Raw genomic sequence first — 21,664 nt, 5'->3', positions numbered from 1 at the left:
GGGTAGGACGGGCAATGGACAACAAGCCGGGCACGGTTCACGACGTCAAGGCCCAGGTTGCCGACGAGGCGCTGGTGGCCCGGCGGCGCGGCCAGATCATCGCGGCGGCGGTGGAGTTGTTCTCCCACCAGGGCTTTTACCGCACCACCATTCAGGACGTGGCCAAGAAGGCCGGGGTGTCCGCCGGGCTGATCTATCAATATGTCAGCGACAAGGAGGACGTGCTGCTGCTCGCCCTGCTGTCGGTGCTGGAATCCTACAAGCACGAAATTCCGGCGGCGCTGGAGGGGCTTTCCGATCCGCTGGAGCGTTTCGTCGCCGCCATCCGGGCCTATTGCCGGGTGGTGGACCAGCGGCGCGAAGCCACCGTGCTGGCCTACCGCTCCACCAAGTCGCTGCCCGACGACCGCCGCCAGCTGATCAAGGACTGCGAGATCGAGACCAACGGCATGATCGCCGCCTGCCTCGCCGATTGCATCAAGGCGGGCCTGATGCGTGAGGTGAACGTGGAACTGGTAACCTACCAGCTGGTGACCTTCGCCCATTCCTGGGCGCTGAAGCATTGGCGGCTCAAGGAATTGTGCGGCCTGGAGCAATATGTGGCGGAGGGCCTGGATTTCTTCGCCCAGGCCCTGCTGACCCCCAAGGGGCGGCGGCAGTGGGAAAAGCTCGGCGTCACCACGATCTGTTGACGCCTCCCCCTCTTTGAGTACTATATCTGGCTCAAATTCCGAGGGGACCCCATGACCAAGCCCGCCGTCACCGGCGATATCCGCGACACGCCGCTTGCCGAGGCCCTGGGCGAGCGCTATCTCGCCTATGCCATGTCCACCATCGTGTCGCGCTCGCTGCCCGATGTGCGCGACGGGTTGAAGCCGGTGCATCGCCGCCTGCTGTTCGCCATGCGCCAGCTCAAGCTGGACCCCAGCGGCGGCTTCAAGAAGTGCGCCCGCGTGGTCGGTGACGTCATCGGTAAGTACCATCCCCACGGCGACGTGGCGGTCTACGACACCCTGGTGCGCCTAGCCCAGGACTTCGCCGTGCGCTATCCCCTGGTGGAGGGCCAGGGCAATTTCGGCAATATCGACGGCGATAACGCGGCGGCCATGCGTTACACCGAGGCCAAGCTGACCGAGATCGCCGCCGCCCTGATGGAAGGCCTCGACGAGGACAGCGTCGACTTCCGCCCCACCTATGACGGCACCGAGGAAGAGCCGGTGGTCATGCCGTCGGCCTTTCCCAATTTGCTGGCCAACGGTTCGGCCGGTATCGCGGTGGGCATGGCCACCAGCATCCCGCCTCATAATATCGGCGAGATCTGCGACGCGCTGGACCACCTGATCGCCAAGCCCGATTGCGACGTGGACGAACTGATCGCCCACATGCCCGGCCCCGATTTTCCCACCGGCGGCGTGCTGGTGGAGACCCAGGCGGCCATCACCGAGGCCTACCGCACCGGCAAGGGCGCCTTTCGGGTCCGGGCCAAATGGGCGGTGGAAAAGCTCTCCCACGGGCTTTACCAGATCGTCATCACCGAGATTCCCTATCAGGTGCAGAAGGCCAAGCTGATCGAGAAGATCGCCGAGCTTTTGTCCGAGAAGAAGCTGCCCCTGCTGGCCGATATCAGAGACGAATCGGCCGAGGACATCCGTCTGGTGCTGGAGCCCAGGAATCGCACGGTCGAGGCCGAACTGGTGATGGAGCAACTGTTCCGCCAGACCGACCTGGAATCGCGCTTCTCGCTCAACATGAACGTCCTGGCTCCCGACGCCCACGGCCACCTGACGCCCGGCGTCATGAATCTGAAGGAGGTGCTGCGCGCCTTCCTCGACCACCGCATGGTGGTTCTCGAGCGCCGCGCCCGTTTCCGCCTGGAGAAGATCGCCAAGCGCCTGGAGGTGCTGGAAGGTTTCCTCAAGGTCTATGCCGATCTCGATAAGGTCATCCGGATCATCCGCTTCGCCGACGAGCCCAAGGCCGAGCTGATCAAGACCTTCAAGCTGTCCGAGGTGCAGGCCGAGGCCATCCTCAACATGCGCCTGCGCAGCTTGAACAAGCTGCAGGAACTGGAGATCAAGACCGAGCACGCCGAATTGTCGGCGGAAAAGGCCGATCTTGAAGCCCTGCTGGCCGATGAACCCCGCCGCTGGGCCGCCATCGCCGCCCAGAACGACGAGACCCGCAAGGCCTTCGGCGGGGCCACGGCCCTGGGCAAGCGCCGCACCGAGCTGGGCGACGCCCCCTCGGCGGTGGTGGTGCCCATCGAGGCCTATGTGGAGCGCGAGGCCATCACCATGGTCCTGTCCGAAAAGGGCTGGATCAGGGCGCTCAAGGGGCATTCCGACGCGCCCGAGGCGCTGAAGTTCAAGGAAGGCGACCAGCTTGGGCATCTGCTCAAGGCCTGGACCACCGACAAGATCCTGGTCTTCGCCACCGATGGTCGCTTCTACACCATCGGCGGCGACAAGCTGCCGTCGGGGCGCGGCCATGGCGAGCCGCTGCGCCTGATGATCGATCTGGCCGGCGACGTGGACATCGCCGCGGTGATGGTCCACAAGCCGGGCCGCAAGCTTCTGGTCGCCACCAATACCGATCGCGGCTTCGTGGTCGAGGAGAACGAGGTCCTGGCCCAGACCCGGGCCGGCAAGATGGTTCTGAACTGCGCCGATGGCGAGAAGGCCAAATTCTGCTTGCCGTTCGAGGGCGATGCCGTGGCGGTGATCGGCGAGAACCGCAAGCTGCTGGTGTTCATGGCCGAGGAAATTCCGGTGCTGACCCGGGGCAGGGGGGTGATCTTGCAGAAATACCGCGATGGCGGCATGGCCGACATCAAGGTCTTCACCCTGGCCCAGGGCCTGACCTGGAACCTGGGCGACCGGGTGCGCACCGAATCCGACCTGACCCCCTGGCTGGGCAAGCGTGCCTCGGTCGGCCGCCTGCCACCCACCGGATTTCCCAGGAATAACCGTTTCTCATAAGGGATATGACGGTTTTCCGAAGTGGCCGGTCGCGTTGCGTCCCCCTTGCATTGGTGTAGGATAATTTCCACCTGATCCGGATCAACCGGCAAAAGTTTTCTGGGAGGAGACTTTAATGCAGCGACGTAAATTTCTGACTGGAGCGGCGGTAGGCGCCGCCGCCGCCTCGACGACCATCGCGGCCCCGGCCATCGCGCAGAGCATGCCCGAGATCAAGTGGCGCCTGGCCTCCAGCTTCCCCAAGAGCCTGGATACCATCTATGGCGCCGGTGAGGTTCTGGCCAAGCGGGTGGCCGAGGCCACCGACGGCAAGTTCCAGATCCGGGTCTTCGCCGGCGGCGAGATCGTGCCCGGTCTGCAGGTCCTCGATGCCGTGCAGAACGGCACCGTCGAATGCGGCCACACCGTCAGCTACTACTATGTGGGCAAGGACGCCACCTTTGGCTTCGACGCCTCCATGCCCTTCGGCGCCAATACCCGCCAGCAGAATTCCTGGTTGTACCATGGCGGCGGCATGGCGCTGATGCGCGAGTTCTTCGCCAAGTACAACATGCTGAACTTCCCCTGCGGCAATACCGGCACCCAGATGGGCGGCTGGTTCCGCAAGGAGATCAAGACGGTCGAGGACCTCAAGGGCCTCAAGTTCCGTATCGGCGGCTATGCCGGCAAGGTGTTGACCAAGCTGGGCGTGGTGCCGCAGCAGATCGCCGGCGGCGATCTCTATCCCGCCCTGGAAAAGGGCACCATCGATGCCGCCGAATGGGTCGGCCCCTATGACGACGAGAAACTGGGATTCAACAAGGTGGCGCCCTACTACTACTACCCCGGCTGGTGGGAAGGCGGCCCCTGCGTTTCGGCCCTGGTCAACAAGAACGAGTGGGAAAAGCTGCCCAAGCACTACAAGGCGGTGTTCGAGGCGGCGGCGGCCGAGGCCAATCTGGACATGAGCGCCAAGTACGACGTGCTCAATCCGCCGGCCCTCAAGCGCCTGATCGCCAACGGCACCCAGCTGCGTCCGTTCTCCAAGGACATCATGCTGGCCTGCTACAAGGCGGCTCAGGAGACTTATGCCGAGGAATGCGCGGCTAATCCCGCCTTCAAGAAGGTCTTCGACCATTGGAGCGCCTATCTGGCCGAACAGCGTTCCTGGTTCAGCGTCGCCGAGGCCGGCTTCGACAATTTCATGCTCTACGGCATTCCCAAGAAGTAATCCCGGGATGGCCTGAACGGGGAAAGCCCCGCACCGGAAGGTGCGGGGCTTTTTCATTGCGGCACGATTGCCTTACTTGCTATCGGGGCCGCCATACATGCCGCCGCCGAATTCGCCCTGCGGCACCTCGATCTGGATCTTCGAGGTATCGACGGCCGCGGCCTTGTCGATGCCGCCGGTGACCAGATCGGGGAAGGCGATGACCAGCCCGACCATGATGATCTGGATGATCACGAACGGCACCGCGCCCCAATAGATCTGGCCGGTGGTGATCTTGGGGGTCAGCTTGTTGGTGATCTTGTCGATATAATCGGTCTTGGGCGCCACGCTGCGCAGGTAGAACAGCGCGAATCCGAAAGGCGGGTGCATGAAGGAGGTCTGCATGTTGACGCCCAGCAGAACGCCGAACCAGATCAGGTCGATGCCCATCTTCTCGGCCACCGGTCCCAGCAGCGGCACCAGGATGAAGGCCAGTTCGAAGAAGTCGAGGAAGAAGGCCAGCACGAACATCAGCACGTTGGTGACGATCAGAAAGCCCAGCTTGCCGCCGGGCAGGCTGCTCATCAGATGCTCGACCCACAGGTCACCGTTGACGCCGCGGAACACCAAGCCGAATACCGTCGAGCCCACCAGGATGAACACCACGAAGCACGAGAGCTTGGCGGTGGTGTCCATGGCCTGGCGCATCAGGTTCCAGTCCAGCTTGCGCTTCATCAGGGCCAGGATCATGGCGCCCGCCGCGCCCATGGCGCCGCCCTCGGTGGGAGTGGCCACGCCGATGAAGATGGTGCCCAACACCAGGAAGATCAGGATCAGCGGCGGCACCAGACAGGTCACGGTGCGCAGCAGCAGCCCCATGCCGCGCAGGGACCGGGCCTCGGGCGGAAGGGCCGGGGCGAAGCTCGGCCTGATCATGGTGACCAGGAAGATGAAACCGGCGTAAAGGCCGGTCAGCACGAAGCCGGGGATGAAGGCGCCAGCATACATGTCGCCCACCGAGCGGCCCAACTGGTCCGCCATGATGATCAGCACCAGGGAGGGCGGAATGATCTGGGCCAGGGTACCCGATGCGGCGATGACGCCCGAGGCGACGCGGCGGTCATAGCCATAGCGCAGCATGATGGGCAGGGAGATCAGGCCCATGGAGATGACCGAGGCCGCCACCACGCCGGTGGTCGCGGCCAGCAGGGCGCCGACGAAGATCACCGCATAGGCCAGTCCGCCGCGGATGGGGCCGAACAGCTGGCCGATGGTGTCCAGCAGGTCCTCGGCCATGCCGCTTCGTTCCAGAATCAACCCCATGAAGGTGAAGAACGGAATGGCCAGCAAGGTGTCGTTGCGCATGATGCCGAAGATGCGCTCGGGCAGCGCCTGGAACAGGCTGGCGTTCAGCAGGCCCAGCTCGATGCCCACCAGGCCGAAGACGATGCCGTTGGCGGCCAGGGCGAAGGCCACCGGGTAGCCGATCAGCAGGAAGAACACCAGCGCCGCGAACATCAGCGGCGCCATGTTGGCGATCAGGAATTGGGTCATGCCGCTTCTCCGTCCGCCGAGGTGTGATGGTGATGGCCGTGGTCGCCGGGATCGGCAAGATCACCGGTCAGGATGGCGATCTTCTTGATCAACTCGGAAACGCCTTGCAGCATCAGCAGGGAGAAGCCCACGGGCAGAAGCAGTTTGACCGGCCAGCGGATCAGACCGCCGGCATCGGACGACATCTCCATCATGGTGAAGGACTTCATGAACATGGGCCAGGACAGGGTCAGGATCAGCAGGGCCATGGGGAACAGGAACACCAGTGTTCCCAGGATGTCGATCCAGATCTGGGTCCGGCGCGGCAGGCGGCCGGCGATCACGTCGATGCGGATGTGCTCGTTCTTCAGCAAGGTGTAGCCGGCGCACAGCAGGAACACCGCCGCGAACAGATACCACTGCACCTCAAGCCAGGCATTCGAGCTATTGGAGAAGATATAGCGGATGGTGGCGTTGCCGGAACTGACGATCACCATGAGGAGGATCAGCCAGTAAACGGAGCGCCCCACCCACTCGTTGATCCGATCAATGAGCGAGCTGAGTGCCAGAAGCGGTTTCAATGCCGAATCCTCCCATTCCCCTGTCGATTTATTGTCGTGACCGGCTTGTGGCGCCGGATTCCCGATCCCACGATCTCACAAGAACTTCAGGCGGGCCAGTTGTGGACTCCCGTAGGTCATGCCCCGTCGCCGGGGGCAAAACGCTTCCAGCCGTCGGGTCCGAAGGCCTCGAGGGGTTGATAGCGGGTCTTGTAGGACATCTTGCGGCTTTCCCCGATCCAGTAGCCGAGATAGACGAAGGGCAGGGCCATCCGTTTCGCCTCCTCCACCAGCCACAGCACCATGAAGGTGCCCAGGCTGCGGGACGCCAGATCGGGGTCGAAGAAGGAATAGACTGCCGAGAGGCCGTCATTCATGCGGTCCGCCAGGCAGGCCGCCGCCAGGTTGCCGTCACCGTCTCGGAACTCGACGATAAAGGTGTCGATGGGGCTGTCCTCCACCATGGAGCGGTAGTCGTAAAAGCCCATCAAAGCCATGTCGCCACCGGAATGCCGTGATTCCTGGTAGCGGGCGAACAGGCGGAACTGGTCGGCGCTGGCCCGGGCTGGAACCTTGCTGGCCGTCAGGCCGCCATTGGCCCGCCAGATGCGGCGCATGGTGCGGTCGGGAACGAAGTCGTCGGCGACGATGCGGACCGGAATACAGGCGCTGCAGCCGGGGCAGGCGGGGGTATAGGCGATGGAGTGGCTGCGGCGGAAGCCGGCCCGGGACAGGGCTTCGTGCAGGCTGTCGGCGTCGGTGCCGTTCAGCTCGGTGACGATCTTGCGCTCGAGACGACCCGACACGTACGGGCAGGGGAGCGGTGCCGTCGTGAAGAAGAAGTGGGGTCGTTTAAGCGGAAAATGATCCATGGAAATCCGTTGTCCGATATCCGGGCCGAACCGCCCAGTTTCTCACATATAGGAGTCGGCGACCGCCGTTGCCAGTCCCTTGGACTCAGCCGCCCCACTGCGCCGGGTCGTTGACCACCACCGTTCCCGCCAACATGTCGTGCACGGTGCGACGCCGGGTATTGAACAGGGCGACGGCCAGAATCAGCCAGCAGGTCAGCGCCACCGATCCGTAGAAACAGACGGTCTGGATGGCGGCCTGAAGCAGGCTGGGCCGTCCGTTGTCGTTAAAGGCATTGGGTCCCACCGACATGACCCGGATATTGGCCGCCCGCATGCCCAGCGTGGCCGAGCGTCGGCTGGCGATGGTCAGGGTGTGATAGGCGATGGGGGTCAGCGCCATCACCACCATCAGGGCGGGCCACAGCAGGCCGAGGGTCAGGGCGCCCAGGATGATCGAGGCCATGAACACGATCCCCACCAGCAGGCCGACTACGATCAGATCGATGCAATAGGCATAGATGCGCCGGGCGGTGATCCCCATGTAGTAGCGCGGCTGTCCCCAGGGATCGTCCCATTCCGGCGCGTTGTCGATGATGCGGGAGAAGGCAGAGGGCGGCATGGGCATGGCGGCCGCCTCTAACGCTTCGGCGCGGGTGTCGCGGCCTTCAGGGGAACCGACAGGGATTGGGAATCCACCGGACCCACGTCATTCTCGCGCAGGAGGATGATGCTGATGCGGCGATTGCGCAATCCCTTGGGGTCGGCCTTGTCCAGGGGTTCCTGGTCGGCGCGGCCGACGATGCGGTCGATGCGGCCTTCCGGCACGCCCGAGGCGATCAGCGCCCGGCGGGTGGCCAGGGCGCGGTCGGCCGACAATTCCCAGTTGGTGTAGCCGGACGGGTCGCGGAAGGGGATGGCGTCCGTATGGCCGGAAATGGCGATCCGGTTGTCGGGAAGCTGCCGCACCACGCGGGAGACCAGATCCAGCATGGCGCGGGTGTGCCCGTAGGGCGCGCTGGAGCCCGACGGGAACATGGCCAGGCCTTCCTGGTCGGTGATCTGGATGCGCAGTCCCTCGGGAGTGTTGTCCACCAGCATGGAGCCCTGGAACTGCTTCATTTCCGGAATGCCCTTCATGGCGCCTTCCAGAACTTCCTTGGCCTTGTCGAACTTCTGCTGTTCGCGCTGGGCCTGGGCTTCCTTGAATTCCTGCTCGGACATGCCCGAACGGTCCTTGCCCTGGCCGGCGCCCTGTCCCTCACCCTGGCCGGCTCCCTTGCCGGGGCCCAGGGAGCTGTCGCCCTCATTCTCGGGCGCGAATTCCTTGGATCCGGTCAGGTCCTCGCCGCCCGGGCCGATGGAGGCGGGGGGCAGGTGCTGCACCAGGGAGGGGGACGAGGTGTTGGAGACCTGGGCGCCCTCGCCGATCACCTTGCCGCCCAGCAGGCCGCCGGCGCCGGACGAGCTTTTCGACGCCATGGTGGGGGCGAAATAGTTGGACACGCCGGTCAGCTGTTCCTCGGTGACGGCGTTGAGCAGCCACAGCAGCAGGAAGAAGGCCATCATGGCTGTCACGAAGTCGGCATAGGCCACCTTCCAGGCACCGCCATGGGCGCCGCCGGCCACCTTCTTGACCCGCTTGATGATGATCTGCTGACCGCCTTCGGCCATGTCCGGCTGCCTTCTCGGTTAATCGGGTGGCAGGTTGGTGACGGTCTCTTCCAGTTCCTGGAAGGTCGGGCGCAATTCGTCGGGCAGGATTTTGCGGGCGAACTCGATGGACACCTGGGGGGCGTAGCCCTGCATGTGGCCGAGCAGCCCGGCCTTGATGGCCAGGAAGTAGTAATGGTCGGAGTCGAAGCACAGCTGCATGTTGCGGGCGATGGGCGCGATGAATGCGTAAGAGATCAGCACGCCCGAGAACGTGCCCACCAGCGCCGCGCCGATCAGATGGCCCAGCACCTCCGGCGGCTCGGTGATGGAGCCCATGGTATGAATGACGCCCAGCACCGCCGCCACGATGCCCAGCGCCGGCATGGCGTCGCCCATCAGGTTCACCGCGTGGGCGATCTCGTGATAGTGCTTGTGATGGGCTTCCAGCTCGCCGTCGATGATGGATTCCAACTCGTGGGCGTTGCTGGTTCCCAGGGTCAAAAGGCGCAGGTAGTCGCAAAAGAACGTCCGGGTATGGTGGTCCGAACTGAACTTGGGGAACTTGCCGAACAGGGGGCTTTCATCGGGCTTTTCCACGTGGCTTTCCAGCGCCAGGTCGCCCTTGGTCTTGGCCAGCTTGAACACCGCGTACAACACCGACAGCAATTCGATGTAATCGTCCTTGCCGTGATGGGCGCCCTTGAAAACCAGCCCGAGATTCTTGCTGATGCCGATGATGATGGTCTTGGGATTGCCGAGCAGCAGAGAACCCACCGCGGCACCGATGATGATCAGCCACTCGAAGGGCTGGAACAGAACGCTGAGATGACCGCCCGGTGCGGCATACCCGCCGATGACGCTGACGAATGTCACGACGATGCCGATGATTGCGAACATTCACTTCCCCTGAACGCCACCCCGACGGGGGTGGGCGGATCGTCTCCCAATGACGGAGAATGCTATAATTCCTGCTCCATGTCTTGAGTCAACTGCCTTGTCGTGATGAAAGTCGTCTCTTTTCACACACAATGGGAAAAGGCGCATTTGACCTGGACGACGGAACGCATTTAAATCTACATCCCGCGTCCAATGATATCGAGCCGTTCATGTCCCTTGATACCCGCTCTTTTCGCAAAACTCTGGGTTGCTTCGCCACTGGCGTTACGGTGGTCACGACCCTGATCCCAGAGGCCAAGGAGCCGGTGGGCGTTACGGTCAGCGCGTTCTCGTCCCTGTCGCTGGAACCGCCGCTGGTGCTGTTCTGCCTGGGCAACGGGACGTCCAGCATGGAGTCTTTCAAGACCTTTGGGCATTTTTGCGTCAACATTTTGTCGGAACATCAGCGGGACCTCTCTATCCGCTTCGCCAGCCGGTCCGAGGACAAGTGGCAGGGCGTGTCGTGGAGTGCCGGCGCCAGCGGCGTACCCGTCCTGGCCGGCTGCCTGGCCAGCCTGGAATGCTCGCTGGTCAACGTGGTTGATGGTGGCGACCATCAGATCTTCATCGGCAAGGTGGAGAAGATGAAGCACCAGGAAGGCGGCAGTCCCCTGGTCTACTTCCGCGGCAGCTACATGGAGCCCGCGGCCTCGCCCCTCACCGACGTGGTGTGACGGGCGGATTGCCTTGCAGACGGCGGGCGGTGACCTGCGTTACCGCCCCCGCTCCAGGGTCAGCACCGAACGCTTGGCGTCTAGGCCCAGCCGGTAGAGGCGGTTGACGCTCCAGGCAGGCAGCATGTCGGCGTAGTGGCGCGACAGCGGATTGCCCGACTGGCCGGTGGCGATGACGAAGCGGCTGTCGGCCAAGTCGGCCAGATCGAAGACCACCCGCAATCCGGCCCCGTGAATCTGGGGGAAGTGCGCTCCGTCACCCTCGACCGTGTAGGTCCCGCGAGAGATGGTGAAGTCGTCGCCATCGGACGGCACCTGCAGATTGGCCATGTCGCCCAGCACCGGAATCTTTCCCAGGAAAGGGTGCGCGAAGCGGGCCGGGTGGGCGGCGCCCCAGCGCCATGTCTTCATGTCCTTGCCCCAGGCCTTCTCCAGGTCGGCCAGGGCCTTTGTCAGGCTGCCCTCGATCAGATCGTCGCAGCTCTCTGCCTCGGGGGTGGTGATGTCGTCGCACCAGTGCCGCCGCCGGGTCAGGATATCCACCAGAACCGGCGCCCTGACCTGTTCGAAGGCCGGAAAGTTGTCCTTCAGCTCGTCGGCCAGGATGGCCCGGTTCAGACGGTTCATCCAGGCGGCGAAGATCAGCGGCTCGGACCGGTCACGGTCGGCCTTGCCGTCCCACTCGGCAATCCGGTGGGCGATGTCGCGGGCGTGCTGGTCCTTGAACTCGATGCCGGTCAGCAGGTCCTTCAACTCGATGGCCTGTGGCGAGACCGCATCAGCCTGGATGGCCGCCATATCCTCGATGGTCAGGCCGCGGCGTTCGCCCAGCAGGTCGCGGATGCGGGCGGCGCGATAGCCGTCGGGCCAGGACGCGGTGATCAGATGGGGGTATTTCTCGCCCACCACCTTGTTGTTGGCGTTGATCAGCACGGCGGATTTGGGATTGAGGCTTTGCGGCAGCTTGGCCGTGGCCACCCAGCCGGTCCAGTCGCCTTCCCCGGTCCATCCGCGCATGGGCACGGTGCCGTTGCCCGATTTGCGGACGGGAATCCGCCCGGCGGTGAAAAAACCGATATTTCCGGCGGTATCCGCATAGGCGATATTCAGGACCGGCGCCTGCACGTCCTTGACCGCCTTGGTGAAACTCGGCCAGTCGGTGGCCTGGTTCAGCGCATGCAAGGCCCCGACGCTGGTGTCGCCGTGACCGAGGGCGGTGGCGGCGAGGGCCACCACCTCGTCCTTGGCGGCGATGGCCTGGGGGAGGAGATCGGAAATCACCGGCCCGTGGCGGGTTTCGCGCACGGTCAGGGTCACATCGGCCCCGCCCTTGACCTTGATGGTCTCGGTCCGCGTGAGAAACGGCTTGGCGCCCTCGGGGGTGCGGTAGCCGGTTTCGCCGGCCAGTTTCTCGACGAACAGATCGACGGTATCGGCCTGGGTGGAGGTGAAGCTCCAGGCGATGCGGCCGTTATGGCCGATCAGATGGAAGGGCAGGCCAGGGACGGTGGCGCCCGCCAGCTTGAGCCCGGGCATTTCCACTTCCGCCAGATACCACAGGACGGGAGCACGGAAGGCCAGATGCGGATCACCGGCCAACAGCGGCTTTCCCGAGCGCGTGCGGGCGCCGCCCACCACCCAGACATTGGACGCCGGCATGGGGCGCAGCGCTTCGGTGGAAAGGTCGAGCAAGGCCTTGCCGCCCTCCGTCGCCAGGGTCACCGGGGCGTCGGCGGGGTAGGCGGGGAACAGCTCCTGCATGCGCTTGGAGTCGAGGGTGCGGGCCAATTGGGCGCGCAGGACGTCGTCGTGCCAGTTCCCCGCCAGGGTCATGGCCATGATCTTCTGCCAGACCATGGAATCGGCGGGGGTCCAAGGCTCGGGCTTCAGCCGCAGCAGGTCGAATTCCGGCGGCAGGCGATGGGTATTGTAGGAAAGCCAGGCATTGATGCCGTCGGCGTAGGATTGCAGCGCCGACCGGGTCGGCTCCGGCAATGCTCCCAGCGAGCGCTCCGCCGCCTGATAGAGCCCGAGGGTGCGCATGTAGCGGTCGCTGGCCAATCCCGGCTCGCCCACCACTTCGGCCAGACGGCCGGCGCCCAGGCGGCGTTGGGTCTCCAACTGCCACATGCGGTCCTGGGCGTGGACCCAGCCCATGGCGAAGTAAGCGTCATGCCGGGTATCGGCGACGATCTTGGGGATGCCCACGCTGTCACGGGTGATGGTGGTTTTCAGCTGGATGCCGTTGACCGGGTGGCGTCCGTCGATGCGCGGCAACGAGCCCATGACCACCACGAACATGGCGGAACAGCCGAGCAGCAGGACGAGGGCCACGCCATTGGCCAGTTTGGCCCAGATGGACATGGAATCACCGATGCGCGCGAAATCAGGATTGTCGGAATTTTTTCCGGCTGTTTCCTTGAATTTCGCGCCGTTTTCGTGTTCCGGCACGGCTCCGCCCCACTTCCCAGGTTCAGGCTTCAGGCCCCTTCGTAACCCGCAAGGGGCGGCAAGTCAAAGGCCGCATCGCCTTGTGTCCGTCGTGCCTCAGGCATGATATAGGTGATCCATACATGTTTTCGCAGCAAGGACGAGGATTCCGATGATCGGTAAGTTGAACCATGTCGCCATCGCCGTGCCCGATCTGGCCGCCGCCACCGCGCTTTATCGCGACACGCTGGGGGCCAAGGTCTCCGCTCCGGTGCCGCAGCCGGCCCATGGCGTGACGGTGGTGTTCGTGGAACTGCCCAACACCAAGGTGGAGCTGCTCCATCCCATGGGCGAGAAGTCCCCCATCGCCGGCTTCCTGGAAAAGAATCCTTCCGGCGGCATTCACCACATCTGCTACGAGGTCGAGGACATCCTGGCCGCCCGCGACAAGCTGAAGGCCACCGGCGCCCGGGTGCTGGGCGATGGCGAGCCGAAGATCGGCGCTCATGACAAGCCCGTGCTGTTCCTGCACCCCAAGGATTTCAACGGCACCCTGGTCGAGCTGGAACAGGCTTAGCCGGACTCCAACCCTCCTCGGCCACGCGGGGGTGGCGGGGCGGCCGCGTGGCCGAGGAGAAACAAATGTCTTGGTATTGCGACGTCGCGCCCGGCCATCCGTTCCACGGTCCCTATCATGACCGGGAATACGGCTTTCCCGTTGCCGACGAAGCGGTGCTGTTCGAGCGCCTTTGCCTGGAGATCTTTCAGGCGGGGTTATCCTGGCTGATCGTGCTGAAGAAGCGCCCGGCCATGGCGGCGGCCTTCGACGGTTTCGAGGTGGACAAGGTGGCCGCCTATGGCGAGGCCGAGCTGGAACGGCTGATGAATGATTCCGGCATCATCCGCAACCGCCGCAAGCTGGCCGCCATCGTCGAGAATGCCCGTCGGCTGCAGGCCCTGCGGGCGCGCGAGGGCAGTTTCGCCGCCTGGCTGGCGCGGCACCATCCCCTGACCAAGGATGGCTGGGTCAAGCTGTTCAAGGCCACGTTCGTCTTCGTGGGCGGTGAGGTGGTGGGGGAGTTTCTGATGAGCATCGGCTACCTGCCGGGAGGCCATCGCGAGGATTGCCCGGTCCAGGCGCGGCTTCGCGCTGCCGGCGCACCCTGCTTCGCGGTCGATCCCGCTTTTTATGCTTGAGGTGGGGGCCTGAAATGGGAAACGACAGGACCGCCTTGGCGATCCTGCCGCATCCTACGTTCCTGGCCTCGGCCTTGACGGCGGACCTGGGACACGTTCCTCCCGACACTCAAGCCGCTTTGGCGCAACCGTTATCGGATGTCTTGCCCGTTCACCGGGCTTGGCGTCAATTTACGTAATATTCTGACGACTGTCACCACATTTCTTTGTGAACATTTCGTAAATGGCGGCCGGCGCGAAAGTCTTGAAGGCCGGCGGCGGTCGGCGCATCGTTATGGCGTCGCCTGTTGTTCCATGGAGCCTAAGCCCATGCGCCGTATCCTGCCCCTGTCCGCCGTGATCTGCCTTTCCGCCTCGGTTTCTCTGGCTCAGGGCGCGGCGGGCTCTTCCGGTCCCATGGTCATCACTATCTCTAAACTCGACTGTTCTCGGGTGATCCGACACACGCCGGCTCCGGACGTGGCCTACAAGCCGGGGGTCGACGTGCATGGCAGGCCGGTGGTGTCGGCCGATACCGATCCGGGGCGCGAGGCCTTCGCCAAGAAGGTGCTGCCCGAGGTGCTGGAGATTCCCATCACCATCAATCCGCTGACCTACAACAAGGCCAAGGCGGCCAACAAGAACAAGGCCGCCGCCGCGACGGCCGTGGCCAACAACACCACCGCCATCACCAATGCCAAGGCCCAGGGGACGGCGCTGAACAGCCAGCTTTCCACCCTCAACTCCCAGAAGACGGCGCTGACCACCACCTATAATTCCGATACTGCCGCGCTGATCGCCAATACCGGCGGGGCAGGGGCCACCGATCCGGGCCTGCTGCGGGTCCGGGCGGCGCGGCAGCAGGCCATCGACAGCGCCTACAACACCAAGCTGTCCTCCATCAATTCCCAGATCACCACCACGAATACCGCCATTGCCGCCAATACGGCCACGGTCAGCAACCTGCAGGCCCAGGACACCACGCTTCGGCAGCAATACACCGACACCAACATGGCGACCGAGGGCACCTTGGCCGGGCTGTCGGGCAAGGGGCTGGATTCCACCACCATGAAGGTCGGCGTGGTGAAGTATGACATCGCCCGCAACACCTTCACCTTCAACGACGAGCCCATGCTGTCAGAGGACCAGCGCGCCCTGGCCGAGGCCTGCGCCAGGCGCGGCGTGCGGTAGCGTTGCCAAGCGGGCCGCCTTTGCCTATTGTCCCCGTCCAGGATTGATCGGCGGGGTTCCATGATTTTCAATTCGTTCGAGCGCATGGTGGCGTTCCGCTATCTGCGGGCCCGGCGCAAGGAAGGCTTCATTTCGGTGATCGCCGGCTTCTCCCTTGCGGGGATCGGCCTGGGCGTCGCCACGCTGATCGTGGTGATGGCGGTGATGAACGGCTTTCGCCACGAGTTGCTGGGCCGCATTCTCGGCATCAATGGCCATATCGGCGTCTATGGCAGCGGCGCGCCGCTGTCGGGCTACGACCCGCTGGCCGACTCCATCCGCAAGCTGCCGGGCGTGACCCGGGTGATTCCCACCGCCGAAGGCCAGGTCTTCGCCACCTCGTCCGGCGGCGGAACGGGGGCCATCGTGCGCGGCGTGCGCGGCCAAGACCTGCTGACCCGGCCGGTCTTCCAGAAGAAGTACCGCGGCAATCCCGCCGATTTCGCTGGCGACGACGCGGTGGTGATCGGCAAGCGCCTGGCCGACAAGCTGGGCGTGCGCATCGGCGATTCCATCTCGCTGATCTCGCCCAAGGGCAACGTCACCGCCTTCGGCACCGTGCCGCGCATGCGCGGCTACCGCGTGGTGGGAACCTTTGACGTCGGCATGTTCGAATACGATTCCGGCTTCATCTTCATGCCGCTGGAGGCTGCCCAGACCTATTTCCGGCTGCCCGAACAGGTGACTCAGATCGAGGTGTTCCTGGAAAACCCCGACATGGTGCCCGAGACCCGCAAGGCCATCTGGGACCTGACCGGCACCACCGCCACCATCTATGACTGGCAGCAGGCCAACGCCAACTTCTTCAACGCCATCCAGGTAGAGCGGAACGTCATGTTCCTGATTCTCACCCTGATCATCCTGGTGGCGGCCTTCAACATCATCTCCAGCCTGATCATGCTGGTGAAGGACAAGGGGCGCGACATCGCCATCCTGCGCACCATGGGGGCGACGCGGGGGATGATCCTGCGCATCTTCTTCCTGGCCGGGGCCTCGGTGGGGGTGGTGGGCACGGTGGCGGGCACCGTGCTGGGGGTGGCCTTCGCCACCAACATCGAAAACATCCGCCAGTTCATCCAGTCGATCATCGGGCGCGAGCTGTTCGCCGCCGAGATCTACTTCCTCACCCAACTGCCGGCCCGGGTCGAGACGCGCGAGGTGGTCACCGTGGTGCTGATGGCCCTGGGCCTGTCCTTCGCTGCCACCATCTACCCGGCCTGGCGCGCCGCCAAGCTCGATCCGGTGGAGGCCCTGCGCTATGAATAACCACGGCCTGAAGCTGGACAACATCCGCCGCGCCTTCAAGCAGGGCAAGGATGACCTGGAGGTGCTGAAAGGCGCCAACCTGGAGATCAGGGCGGGAGAGATCGTCGCCCTGGTCGGTCCCTCGGGGGCGGGCAAGTCGACGCTGCTGCACATCGCCGGGCTGCTGGAACGTCCCGATGGCGGCGAGGTCTTCCTGGCCGGCAATCCTGCGGGGGCGCTGGGCGAAAAGGAACGCACCCAGCTGCGGCGTCTGCATCTGGGCTTCGTCTACCAGTACCACCATCTGCTACCGGAATTCTCGGCCATCGAGAACGTCGTCCTGCCGCAGATGATCGCCGGAGTGCCCCAGGCCAAGGCGCGCGAGCGGGCCATGGAGCTTCTGGGCCGCATGAAGCTGGCCGAGCGTGCCGAGCACCGGCCCGGCCAGCTGTCGGGCGGCGAGCAGCAGCGCGTCGCCATCTGCCGTGCCCTGGCCAATGCTCCGCGGGTTCTGCTGGCCGACGAGCCCACCGGCAATCTCGACCCCCATACCGCCGATGGCGTGTTCGACGAACTGATCCGCCTGGTCAAGGGCTCGGGCGTGGCGGCGCTGATCGCCACCCACAACCCGGATCTGGCCGCCCGCATGGACCGGGTGGTGAAGATGAGCGAAGGCTTGCTGGTCGAGGTTTAGCATTCATGCATGCTCCCAAAATCGTCGCCTATTATGCCGCGCTGCTCGCCGTGATGTTCATCGTGCTGAGCCTTCGCGTGATCAAGGCCCGTTATCGCGCCAAGGCGTCGCTGGGGGACGGCGGCGACGAGGGGCTGACGAGGGCCATTCGGGTTCACGGCAACTTCGCCGAGTTCGTGCCCTTTGCCTTGGTTCTGATCACCCTGGCGGAAATGAACGGTTCTCCCTTCTGGTCTATCCACGCCCTGGGGACGTTGTTGATCGTGTCCCGCCTGTTCCATGCCTGGGGGCTGACCTCCGGCGTGCTCCGCTTCCGTCAGGTGGGCATGATCGGGACCTTCATCGTCCTGCTGGGGGCCGCGACCCATGCGGTTCTCGGCGGATAAGGAGTCTTTGGGGCCGTGCCCGCTTTGCGCCCAGCCGAGTATGTCGACTGGCCCAAGGACAGGGGACAAGCGCGTTGAGTTGGGCTAATCTGCCGCCATGCCTGCCTATGCCGATTTCGTCCATCTCCGTGTGCACACCGCCTATTCCCTGGCGGAAGGGGCCATCAAGCTCAAACAGCTGATCAAGCTGTGTGAAAAGGCGGCCATGCCCGCCGTGGGCATTACCGACACCGCCAATCTGTTCGGTGCCCTGGAATTCTCCACCTCGTGCTCGGATGCGGGCATCCAGCCCATCGTCGGCGCCCAGATCGCCATCCGCCGCGAGGACGGCGGTCCTTCCAAGGACGGGCGCAAGCCCGAGCCCGACACCCTGGTGCTGCTGTGCCAGAACGAGGCGGGCTATCTCAACCTGCTGAAGCTGGTCTCCAAGGCCTTCCTGGAGACCGATGCGGGCGAGACGCCCCAGGTGACGCTGCACGACCTGGAGACCCGGTCCGACGGGCTGATCGTGCTGACCGGCGGCCCGGCCGGGCCGGTGGGGCGCCTGCTGGCGGACGGACAGACCGAGAAGGCCGAGATCGTGCTGGCCCGGCTGGCGCGGGCCTTCGCCGGGCGCTGCTATGTGGAGCTGATGCGCCACAACCTTGAGGTCGAGGACCGCATCGAGCCCCTGCTTGTCTCCCTGGCCTACAAGCATGACCTGCCGCTGGTGGCCACCAACGAGGCGTTCTTCGCCGACCGGGGCATGTACGAGGCCCATGACGCCCTGGTCTGCATCGCCGAGGGCGCCTACATCTCCCAGGACGAGCGCCGCCGCCTGACGCCCGAGCACTATTTCAAGTCGCCGGAGGAGATGCGGGCGCTGTTCGCAGACCTGCCCGAGGCCTGCGACAACACCCTGGTGATCGCCCGGCGCTGCGCCTTCGGCGTGGCCAAGCGCAAGCCGATTCTGCCGCCTTACCGCATGGACGGCCTGACCGAGGCCGAGGTGCTGCGCAAGAAGACCTGGGAAGGCCTGGAGGCGCGGCTGGAAAAGCACGTCTTCAAGGAGGGCATGACCGACGACGAGAAGGAACACGCCGCCAAGCCCTACCGCGAGCGGATCGAGTTCGAGCTGAACGTCATCGAGGAGATGGGCTTTCCCGGCTACTTCCTCATCGTGTCGGACTTCATCCAATGGTCCAAGGCCCAGGAAATTCCCGTCGGGCCGGGCCGTGGTTCCGGCGCGGGTTCGGCGGTGGCCTGGGCGCTGACCATCACCGATCTCGATCCGTTGCGCTGGGGGCTGCTGTTCGAGCGGTTCCTCAATCCCGAACGCGTCTCCATGCCCGACTTCGATATCGATTTCTGCCAGGACCGGCGCGAAGAGACCATCCGCTACGTGCAGGGCAAGTACGGCTATTCCCAGGTGGCGCAGATCATCACCTTCGGAAAGCTGCAGGCCCGCGCCGTGCTGCGCGACGTGGGCCGCGTGCTGCAGATGCCTTACGGCCAGGTGGACCGCATTTGCAAGCTGGTGCCCAACAATCCCGCCAATCCCATGACCCTGGAACAGGCGCTGGAAAGCGAGCCGCTGCTCAAGGAGCAGAAGGAGAGGGACGAGGCGGTGTCCCACCTGATCGATCTGGCCATGAAGCTGGAGGGTCTGTACCGCCACGCCTCGACCCATGCGGCGGGCGTGGTGATCGGCGACCGTCCCTTGGACGAGCTGGTGCCGCTGTACCGCGATCCACGCTCCGACATGCCGGTCACCCAGTTCAACATGAAATGGGTGGAATCCGCCGGTCTGGTGAAGTTCGACTTCCTGGGCCTCAAGACGCTGACCGTGATGGTCACGGCGGTGAAGCACGTCAAGAAGACCAAGGGCATCGATATCGACCTGTCGGCCATTCCGCTGGACGACGCCAAATCCTACGAGCTGTTGTCGCGGGGCGATGCGGCCGGCGTGTTCCAGCTGGAAAGTTCGGGCATGCGCGACGTGCTGCGCAAGATGGGCCCCAACCGGCTGGAAGACCTGATCGCCGTGGTGGCGCTGTACCGCCCCGGTCCCATGGACCAGATTCCGCGTTACATCGCCTGTAAGCACGGCAAGGAAGAGCCGGACTACATGCATCCGCTGCTGGAGCCGATTCTGAAGGAGACCTTCGGGATCATGGTCTATCAGGAGCAGGTGATGCAGATCGCCCAGGTGCTGTCGGGCTATTCCCTGGGCGGCGCCGATCTGCTGCGCCGTGCCATGGGCAAGAAGGACCGCGAGGAGATGGACCGCCAGCGGGCCAAGTTCGTCGAGGGCGCCACGGCGCGCGCCGTCGACGGCGGCCAGGCCTCCATGATCTTCGACAAGGTGGCCAAGTTCGCCGAATACGGCTTCAACAAGAGCCACGCGGCGGCCTATGCCCTGATCGCCTATCAGACGGCCTGGCTGAAGGCCAATTATCCCGCCGAGTTCATGGCGGCGACCATGACCTACGAAATGAGCAATACCGACAAGCTCAATTCGTTCCGCCAGGAGCTGGACCGCCTGGGCATCAAGCTGCTGCCGCCCGATATCAATGCCTCGCAGCCCACCTTCTCGGTGGAGGTTCTGCCCGATGGCGGCTCCGCCGTGCGCTACGCCCTGGCGGCGCTGAAGAATGTGGGCGAGGCGGCCATGAAATCGCTGGTCGACGAGCGCGAGCGCGGCGGGCGCTTCAAGGATGTGGGCGATTTCGCGGCGCGCATGGATTCCAAGGTGCTGAACCGCCGCCAATTGGAGAACATGGTCAAGGCCGGCGTCTTCGATTCCCTCGACAAGAACCGGGGGCGGCTGTTCAAGAACGCCGACACATTGTGCCGCTATGCCGCCAGCGCCGCCGAGGACCGGGATTCCAGCCAGATGAGCCTGCTGGGTGGCTCCAACGCGCCGACGCTGAAGCTGGAAAGCGGCCCCGACTGGTCGCCCCACGAGAAGCTCAACCAGGAATTCGAGGCGGTGGGCTTCTACCTTTCCGCCCATCCGCTGGACGCCTATGCCAAGAGCATGAAGCGCCTCAACGTGCTGAAGATCGCCGAATTACCCCGTCACCTGCAGTCGGGCGGCAAGGGCAGGGTACGCCTCGCCGGGTCGCTGCTGTCCAAGCAGGAGCGGGTGTCGGCCAAGGGCTCGCGTTATGCCTTCCTGCAATTCTCCGACGCTAGCGGCATGTTCGAGGTCACCTGTTTCTCGGAAATCCTTGCCACCTCGCGGGAATTGCTGGATGCCGGCGGGCCGCTGCTCATCGACGTGGATGCCAAGCTGGAGGAGGATCAGCTGCGCATGACCTGCCAGCGCATCGCCTCGCTGGACCAGGAGGCGGCCAAGGCCGCCGCCGGCATTCGCGTCATCATCTCCGACGACAGCGCCATCCGGCAGCTTGCGGATCTGATCAACGGCGAGGCCAGGGGGCGCAATCTGGTCCGCATCGTGGCGCGGGCCGATAATCGCGAAGTGGAATTGGGCCTCAAATCCAACATCACCCTTTCGCCCAAATTCATGGGTTCTCTGCGCAGCATTCCCGGCATCGCCGAGGTGGAGGAAATCTGATGTCGTCCAAGTGGTTGACGATGCTTGTCCTGGCTCTTGGCCTTGCCGCCTGCACGCCGTCCGAATTCGCCGAGCCGCCCGAGGTGGTGCTGGTCTCCATGGTGCCGATGGATGTCTCGCTGATGGAGCAGCGCCTTGCCGTGACGCTGCGGGTGCGCAATCCCAATAACGTTCCCATGAGCGTCGATGGAATGCGCTTTGCCATCGACGTCAACGGCAAGACCTTCGCCAAGGGCACCAGCGACAAGGCGGTGACTGTGCCGCGCCTGGGCGAGGCGGAGGTGGAGGGCACGGCCCATGTCTCCACCACCGATCTGGTGCGTCAGGTTCTGGGCGCCCCGGCTTCCTCGGGCCTGGCCTACCGCATGTCGGGGACCTTGTTTCTGGCCGGCGCGGGCGGGCGCAGCGCCGGCTTCGAGACCAATGGCGATTTCGACTTTGCCTCGGCCCTGGGTGGTGCCGCCAAGAAGAATTGACGCGGCAATGGGGCGAAGGCAGTTTGTCATCCCGAGCCAAGGCGAGGGATCTCCGCCTGATCCGATGGTGCCGATTCTGACCCGATAT

General features: G+C 64.4%; 19 protein-coding genes. 12 read left to right on the top strand and 7 right to left on the bottom strand.

From position 1 onward, the window contains the following. Nucleotides 1-14: 14 nt before the first annotated feature. From AMB_RS13015 to AMB_RS13005, 3 genes are all read left to right on the top strand, one after another. On the top strand, nucleotides 15-692 hold the full coding sequence (locus AMB_RS13015) for a TetR/AcrR family transcriptional regulator (protein ID WP_011384967.1): 678 nt from the start codon (nucleotides 15-17) through the stop codon (nucleotides 690-692). A gap of 51 nt (nucleotides 693-743) precedes the next feature. Next, nucleotides 744-2,978 carry a DNA topoisomerase IV subunit A gene (gene parC / locus AMB_RS13010; RefSeq protein ID WP_011384966.1) on the top strand — a complete coding sequence of 745 codons (2,235 nt, stop codon included), beginning with the start codon at nucleotides 744-746 and terminating at the stop codon, nucleotides 2,976-2,978. Nucleotides 2,979-3,093: 115 nt separating this feature from the next. After that, nucleotides 3,094-4,188 carry a TRAP transporter substrate-binding protein gene (locus AMB_RS13005; RefSeq protein ID WP_011384965.1) on the top strand — a complete coding sequence of 365 codons (1,095 nt, stop codon included), beginning with the start codon at nucleotides 3,094-3,096 and terminating at the stop codon, nucleotides 4,186-4,188. Between the two features lie 72 nt (nucleotides 4,189-4,260). Here AMB_RS13005 and AMB_RS13000 read toward each other — a convergent pair whose 3' ends face one another. The 6 genes from AMB_RS13000 to motA all read right to left on the bottom strand — a co-directional run bounded on the left by AMB_RS13000 (nucleotide 4,261) and on the right by motA (nucleotide 9,664). After that, on the bottom strand, nucleotides 4,261-5,721 hold the full coding sequence (locus AMB_RS13000) for a TRAP transporter large permease (RefSeq protein ID WP_011384964.1): 1,461 nt from the start codon (nucleotides 5,719-5,721) through the stop codon (nucleotides 4,261-4,263). Further along, nucleotides 5,718-6,281 carry a TRAP transporter small permease subunit gene (locus AMB_RS12995; RefSeq protein ID WP_011384963.1) on the bottom strand — a complete coding sequence of 188 codons (564 nt, stop codon included), beginning with the start codon at nucleotides 6,279-6,281 and terminating at the stop codon, nucleotides 5,718-5,720. The genes AMB_RS13000 and AMB_RS12995 overlap by 4 nt, the downstream gene beginning before the upstream one ends. Nucleotides 6,282-6,397: 116 nt before the next feature. Next, nucleotides 6,398-7,132, bottom strand: a complete 735-nt coding sequence (locus tag AMB_RS12990) for an arginyltransferase (RefSeq protein WP_011384962.1) — start codon at nucleotides 7,130-7,132, stop codon at nucleotides 6,398-6,400. Between the two features lie 85 nt (nucleotides 7,133-7,217). Continuing rightward, complete coding sequence (locus AMB_RS12985) at nucleotides 7,218-7,739, bottom strand: RDD family protein (protein ID WP_011384961.1); 522 nt, start codon at nucleotides 7,737-7,739, stop codon at nucleotides 7,218-7,220. Between the two features lie 11 nt (nucleotides 7,740-7,750). After that, complete coding sequence (locus AMB_RS12980; protein WP_011384960.1) at nucleotides 7,751-8,785, bottom strand: flagellar motor protein MotB; 1,035 nt, start codon at nucleotides 8,783-8,785, stop codon at nucleotides 7,751-7,753. 18 nt (nucleotides 8,786-8,803) lie between these two features. Next, nucleotides 8,804-9,664, bottom strand: coding sequence for a flagellar motor stator protein MotA (gene motA, locus AMB_RS12975; protein ID WP_011384959.1), 861 nt, complete (start codon nucleotides 9,662-9,664; stop codon nucleotides 8,804-8,806). Nucleotides 9,665-9,873: 209 nt separating this feature from the next. Between motA and AMB_RS12970 the strand changes: the two genes are divergently transcribed. Then, entirely contained in the window at nucleotides 9,874-10,377 is a 504-nt protein-coding gene (locus tag AMB_RS12970) for a flavin reductase family protein (RefSeq protein ID WP_011384958.1), read from the top strand. Nucleotides 10,378-10,416: 39 nt separating this feature from the next. Here the strand turns inward: AMB_RS12970 and AMB_RS12965 are convergent, their stop codons facing one another. Further along, a complete protein-coding gene (locus AMB_RS12965) occupies nucleotides 10,417-12,741 on the bottom strand; it encodes a penicillin acylase family protein (RefSeq protein ID WP_148207621.1) in 2,325 nt (774 codons plus the stop codon). A 238-nt stretch (nucleotides 12,742-12,979) separates the two neighbouring features. Here AMB_RS12965 and mce point away from each other — a divergent pair, with 238 nt between their 5' ends. The 8 genes from mce to AMB_RS12925 all read left to right on the top strand — a co-directional run bounded on the left by mce (nucleotide 12,980) and on the right by AMB_RS12925 (nucleotide 21,576). After that, a complete protein-coding gene (gene mce / locus AMB_RS12960) occupies nucleotides 12,980-13,384 on the top strand; it encodes a methylmalonyl-CoA epimerase (RefSeq protein WP_011384956.1) in 405 nt (134 codons plus the stop codon). Nucleotides 13,385-13,449: 65 nt separating this feature from the next. Then, complete coding sequence (locus AMB_RS12955; RefSeq protein ID WP_043744509.1) at nucleotides 13,450-14,004, top strand: DNA-3-methyladenine glycosylase I; 555 nt, start codon at nucleotides 13,450-13,452, stop codon at nucleotides 14,002-14,004. Between the two features lie 309 nt (nucleotides 14,005-14,313). Then, nucleotides 14,314-15,174: a hypothetical protein gene (locus AMB_RS12950; protein WP_011384954.1), complete on the top strand. Its 861-nt coding sequence runs from the start codon at nucleotides 14,314-14,316 to the stop codon at nucleotides 15,172-15,174. A gap of 60 nt (nucleotides 15,175-15,234) precedes the next feature. Then, nucleotides 15,235-16,479 (top strand): lipoprotein-releasing ABC transporter permease subunit, encoded by a 1,245-nt coding sequence (locus tag AMB_RS12945; protein WP_011384953.1) that lies wholly within the window; start codon nucleotides 15,235-15,237, stop codon nucleotides 16,477-16,479. After that, nucleotides 16,472-17,152: an ABC transporter ATP-binding protein gene (locus AMB_RS12940; RefSeq protein ID WP_011384952.1), complete on the top strand. Its 681-nt coding sequence runs from the start codon at nucleotides 16,472-16,474 to the stop codon at nucleotides 17,150-17,152. Before AMB_RS12945 ends, AMB_RS12940 begins: the two co-directional genes overlap by 8 nt. 5 nt (nucleotides 17,153-17,157) lie before the next feature. After that, nucleotides 17,158-17,538 carry an MAPEG family protein gene (locus tag AMB_RS12935; RefSeq protein ID WP_011384951.1) on the top strand — a complete coding sequence of 127 codons (381 nt, stop codon included), beginning with the start codon at nucleotides 17,158-17,160 and terminating at the stop codon, nucleotides 17,536-17,538. A gap of 97 nt (nucleotides 17,539-17,635) precedes the next feature. Continuing rightward, nucleotides 17,636-21,100 (top strand): DNA polymerase III subunit alpha, encoded by a 3,465-nt coding sequence (dnaE, locus tag AMB_RS12930; RefSeq protein ID WP_011384950.1) that lies wholly within the window; start codon nucleotides 17,636-17,638, stop codon nucleotides 21,098-21,100. Beyond that, nucleotides 21,100-21,576, top strand: coding sequence for an LEA type 2 family protein (locus tag AMB_RS12925; RefSeq protein ID WP_011384949.1), 477 nt, complete (start codon nucleotides 21,100-21,102; stop codon nucleotides 21,574-21,576). Before dnaE ends, AMB_RS12925 begins: the two co-directional genes overlap by 1 nt. The last annotated feature ends 88 nt before the right edge of the window (nucleotides 21,577-21,664 follow it).

Source organism: Paramagnetospirillum magneticum AMB-1, from assembly GCF_000009985.1.
Classification (GTDB): Bacteria; Pseudomonadota; Alphaproteobacteria; order Rhodospirillales; family Magnetospirillaceae; genus Phaeospirillum; species Phaeospirillum magneticum.
The sequence above is the reverse complement of the archived record's forward strand: the minus strand, read 5'-3'. Positions and strand labels throughout refer to the sequence as shown.

Coding starts and splice junctions, on each gene's coding strand:
- AMB_RS13015 (WP_011384967.1), top strand. CDS start 15: ATGGACAACAAGCCGGGCACGGTTCACGACGTCAAGGCCCAGGTTGCC.
- parC (WP_011384966.1), top strand. CDS start 744: ATGACCAAGCCCGCCGTCACCGGCGATATCCGCGACACGCCGCTTGCC.
- AMB_RS13005 (WP_011384965.1), top strand. CDS start 3,094: ATGCAGCGACGTAAATTTCTGACTGGAGCGGCGGTAGGCGCCGCCGCC.
- AMB_RS13000 (WP_011384964.1), bottom strand. CDS start 5,721: ATGACCCAATTCCTGATCGCCAACATGGCGCCGCTGATGTTCGCGGCG.
- AMB_RS12990 (WP_011384962.1), bottom strand. CDS start 7,132: ATGGATCATTTTCCGCTTAAACGACCCCACTTCTTCTTCACGACGGCA.
- AMB_RS12985 (WP_011384961.1), bottom strand. CDS start 7,739: ATGCCCATGCCGCCCTCTGCCTTCTCCCGCATCATCGACAACGCGCCG.
- AMB_RS12980 (WP_011384960.1), bottom strand. CDS start 8,785: ATGGCCGAAGGCGGTCAGCAGATCATCATCAAGCGGGTCAAGAAGGTG.
- motA (WP_011384959.1), bottom strand. CDS start 9,664: ATGTTCGCAATCATCGGCATCGTCGTGACATTCGTCAGCGTCATCGGC.
- AMB_RS12970 (WP_011384958.1), top strand. CDS start 9,874: ATGTCCCTTGATACCCGCTCTTTTCGCAAAACTCTGGGTTGCTTCGCC.
- AMB_RS12965 (WP_148207621.1), bottom strand. CDS start 12,741: ATGTCCATCTGGGCCAAACTGGCCAATGGCGTGGCCCTCGTCCTGCTG.
- mce (WP_011384956.1), top strand. CDS start 12,980: ATGATCGGTAAGTTGAACCATGTCGCCATCGCCGTGCCCGATCTGGCC.
- AMB_RS12955 (WP_043744509.1), top strand. CDS start 13,450: ATGTCTTGGTATTGCGACGTCGCGCCCGGCCATCCGTTCCACGGTCCC.
- AMB_RS12950 (WP_011384954.1), top strand. CDS start 14,314: ATGCGCCGTATCCTGCCCCTGTCCGCCGTGATCTGCCTTTCCGCCTCG.
- AMB_RS12945 (WP_011384953.1), top strand. CDS start 15,235: ATGATTTTCAATTCGTTCGAGCGCATGGTGGCGTTCCGCTATCTGCGG.
- AMB_RS12940 (WP_011384952.1), top strand. CDS start 16,472: ATGAATAACCACGGCCTGAAGCTGGACAACATCCGCCGCGCCTTCAAG.
- AMB_RS12935 (WP_011384951.1), top strand. CDS start 17,158: ATGCATGCTCCCAAAATCGTCGCCTATTATGCCGCGCTGCTCGCCGTG.
- dnaE (WP_011384950.1), top strand. CDS start 17,636: ATGCCTGCCTATGCCGATTTCGTCCATCTCCGTGTGCACACCGCCTAT.
- AMB_RS12925 (WP_011384949.1), top strand. CDS start 21,100: ATGTCGTCCAAGTGGTTGACGATGCTTGTCCTGGCTCTTGGCCTTGCC.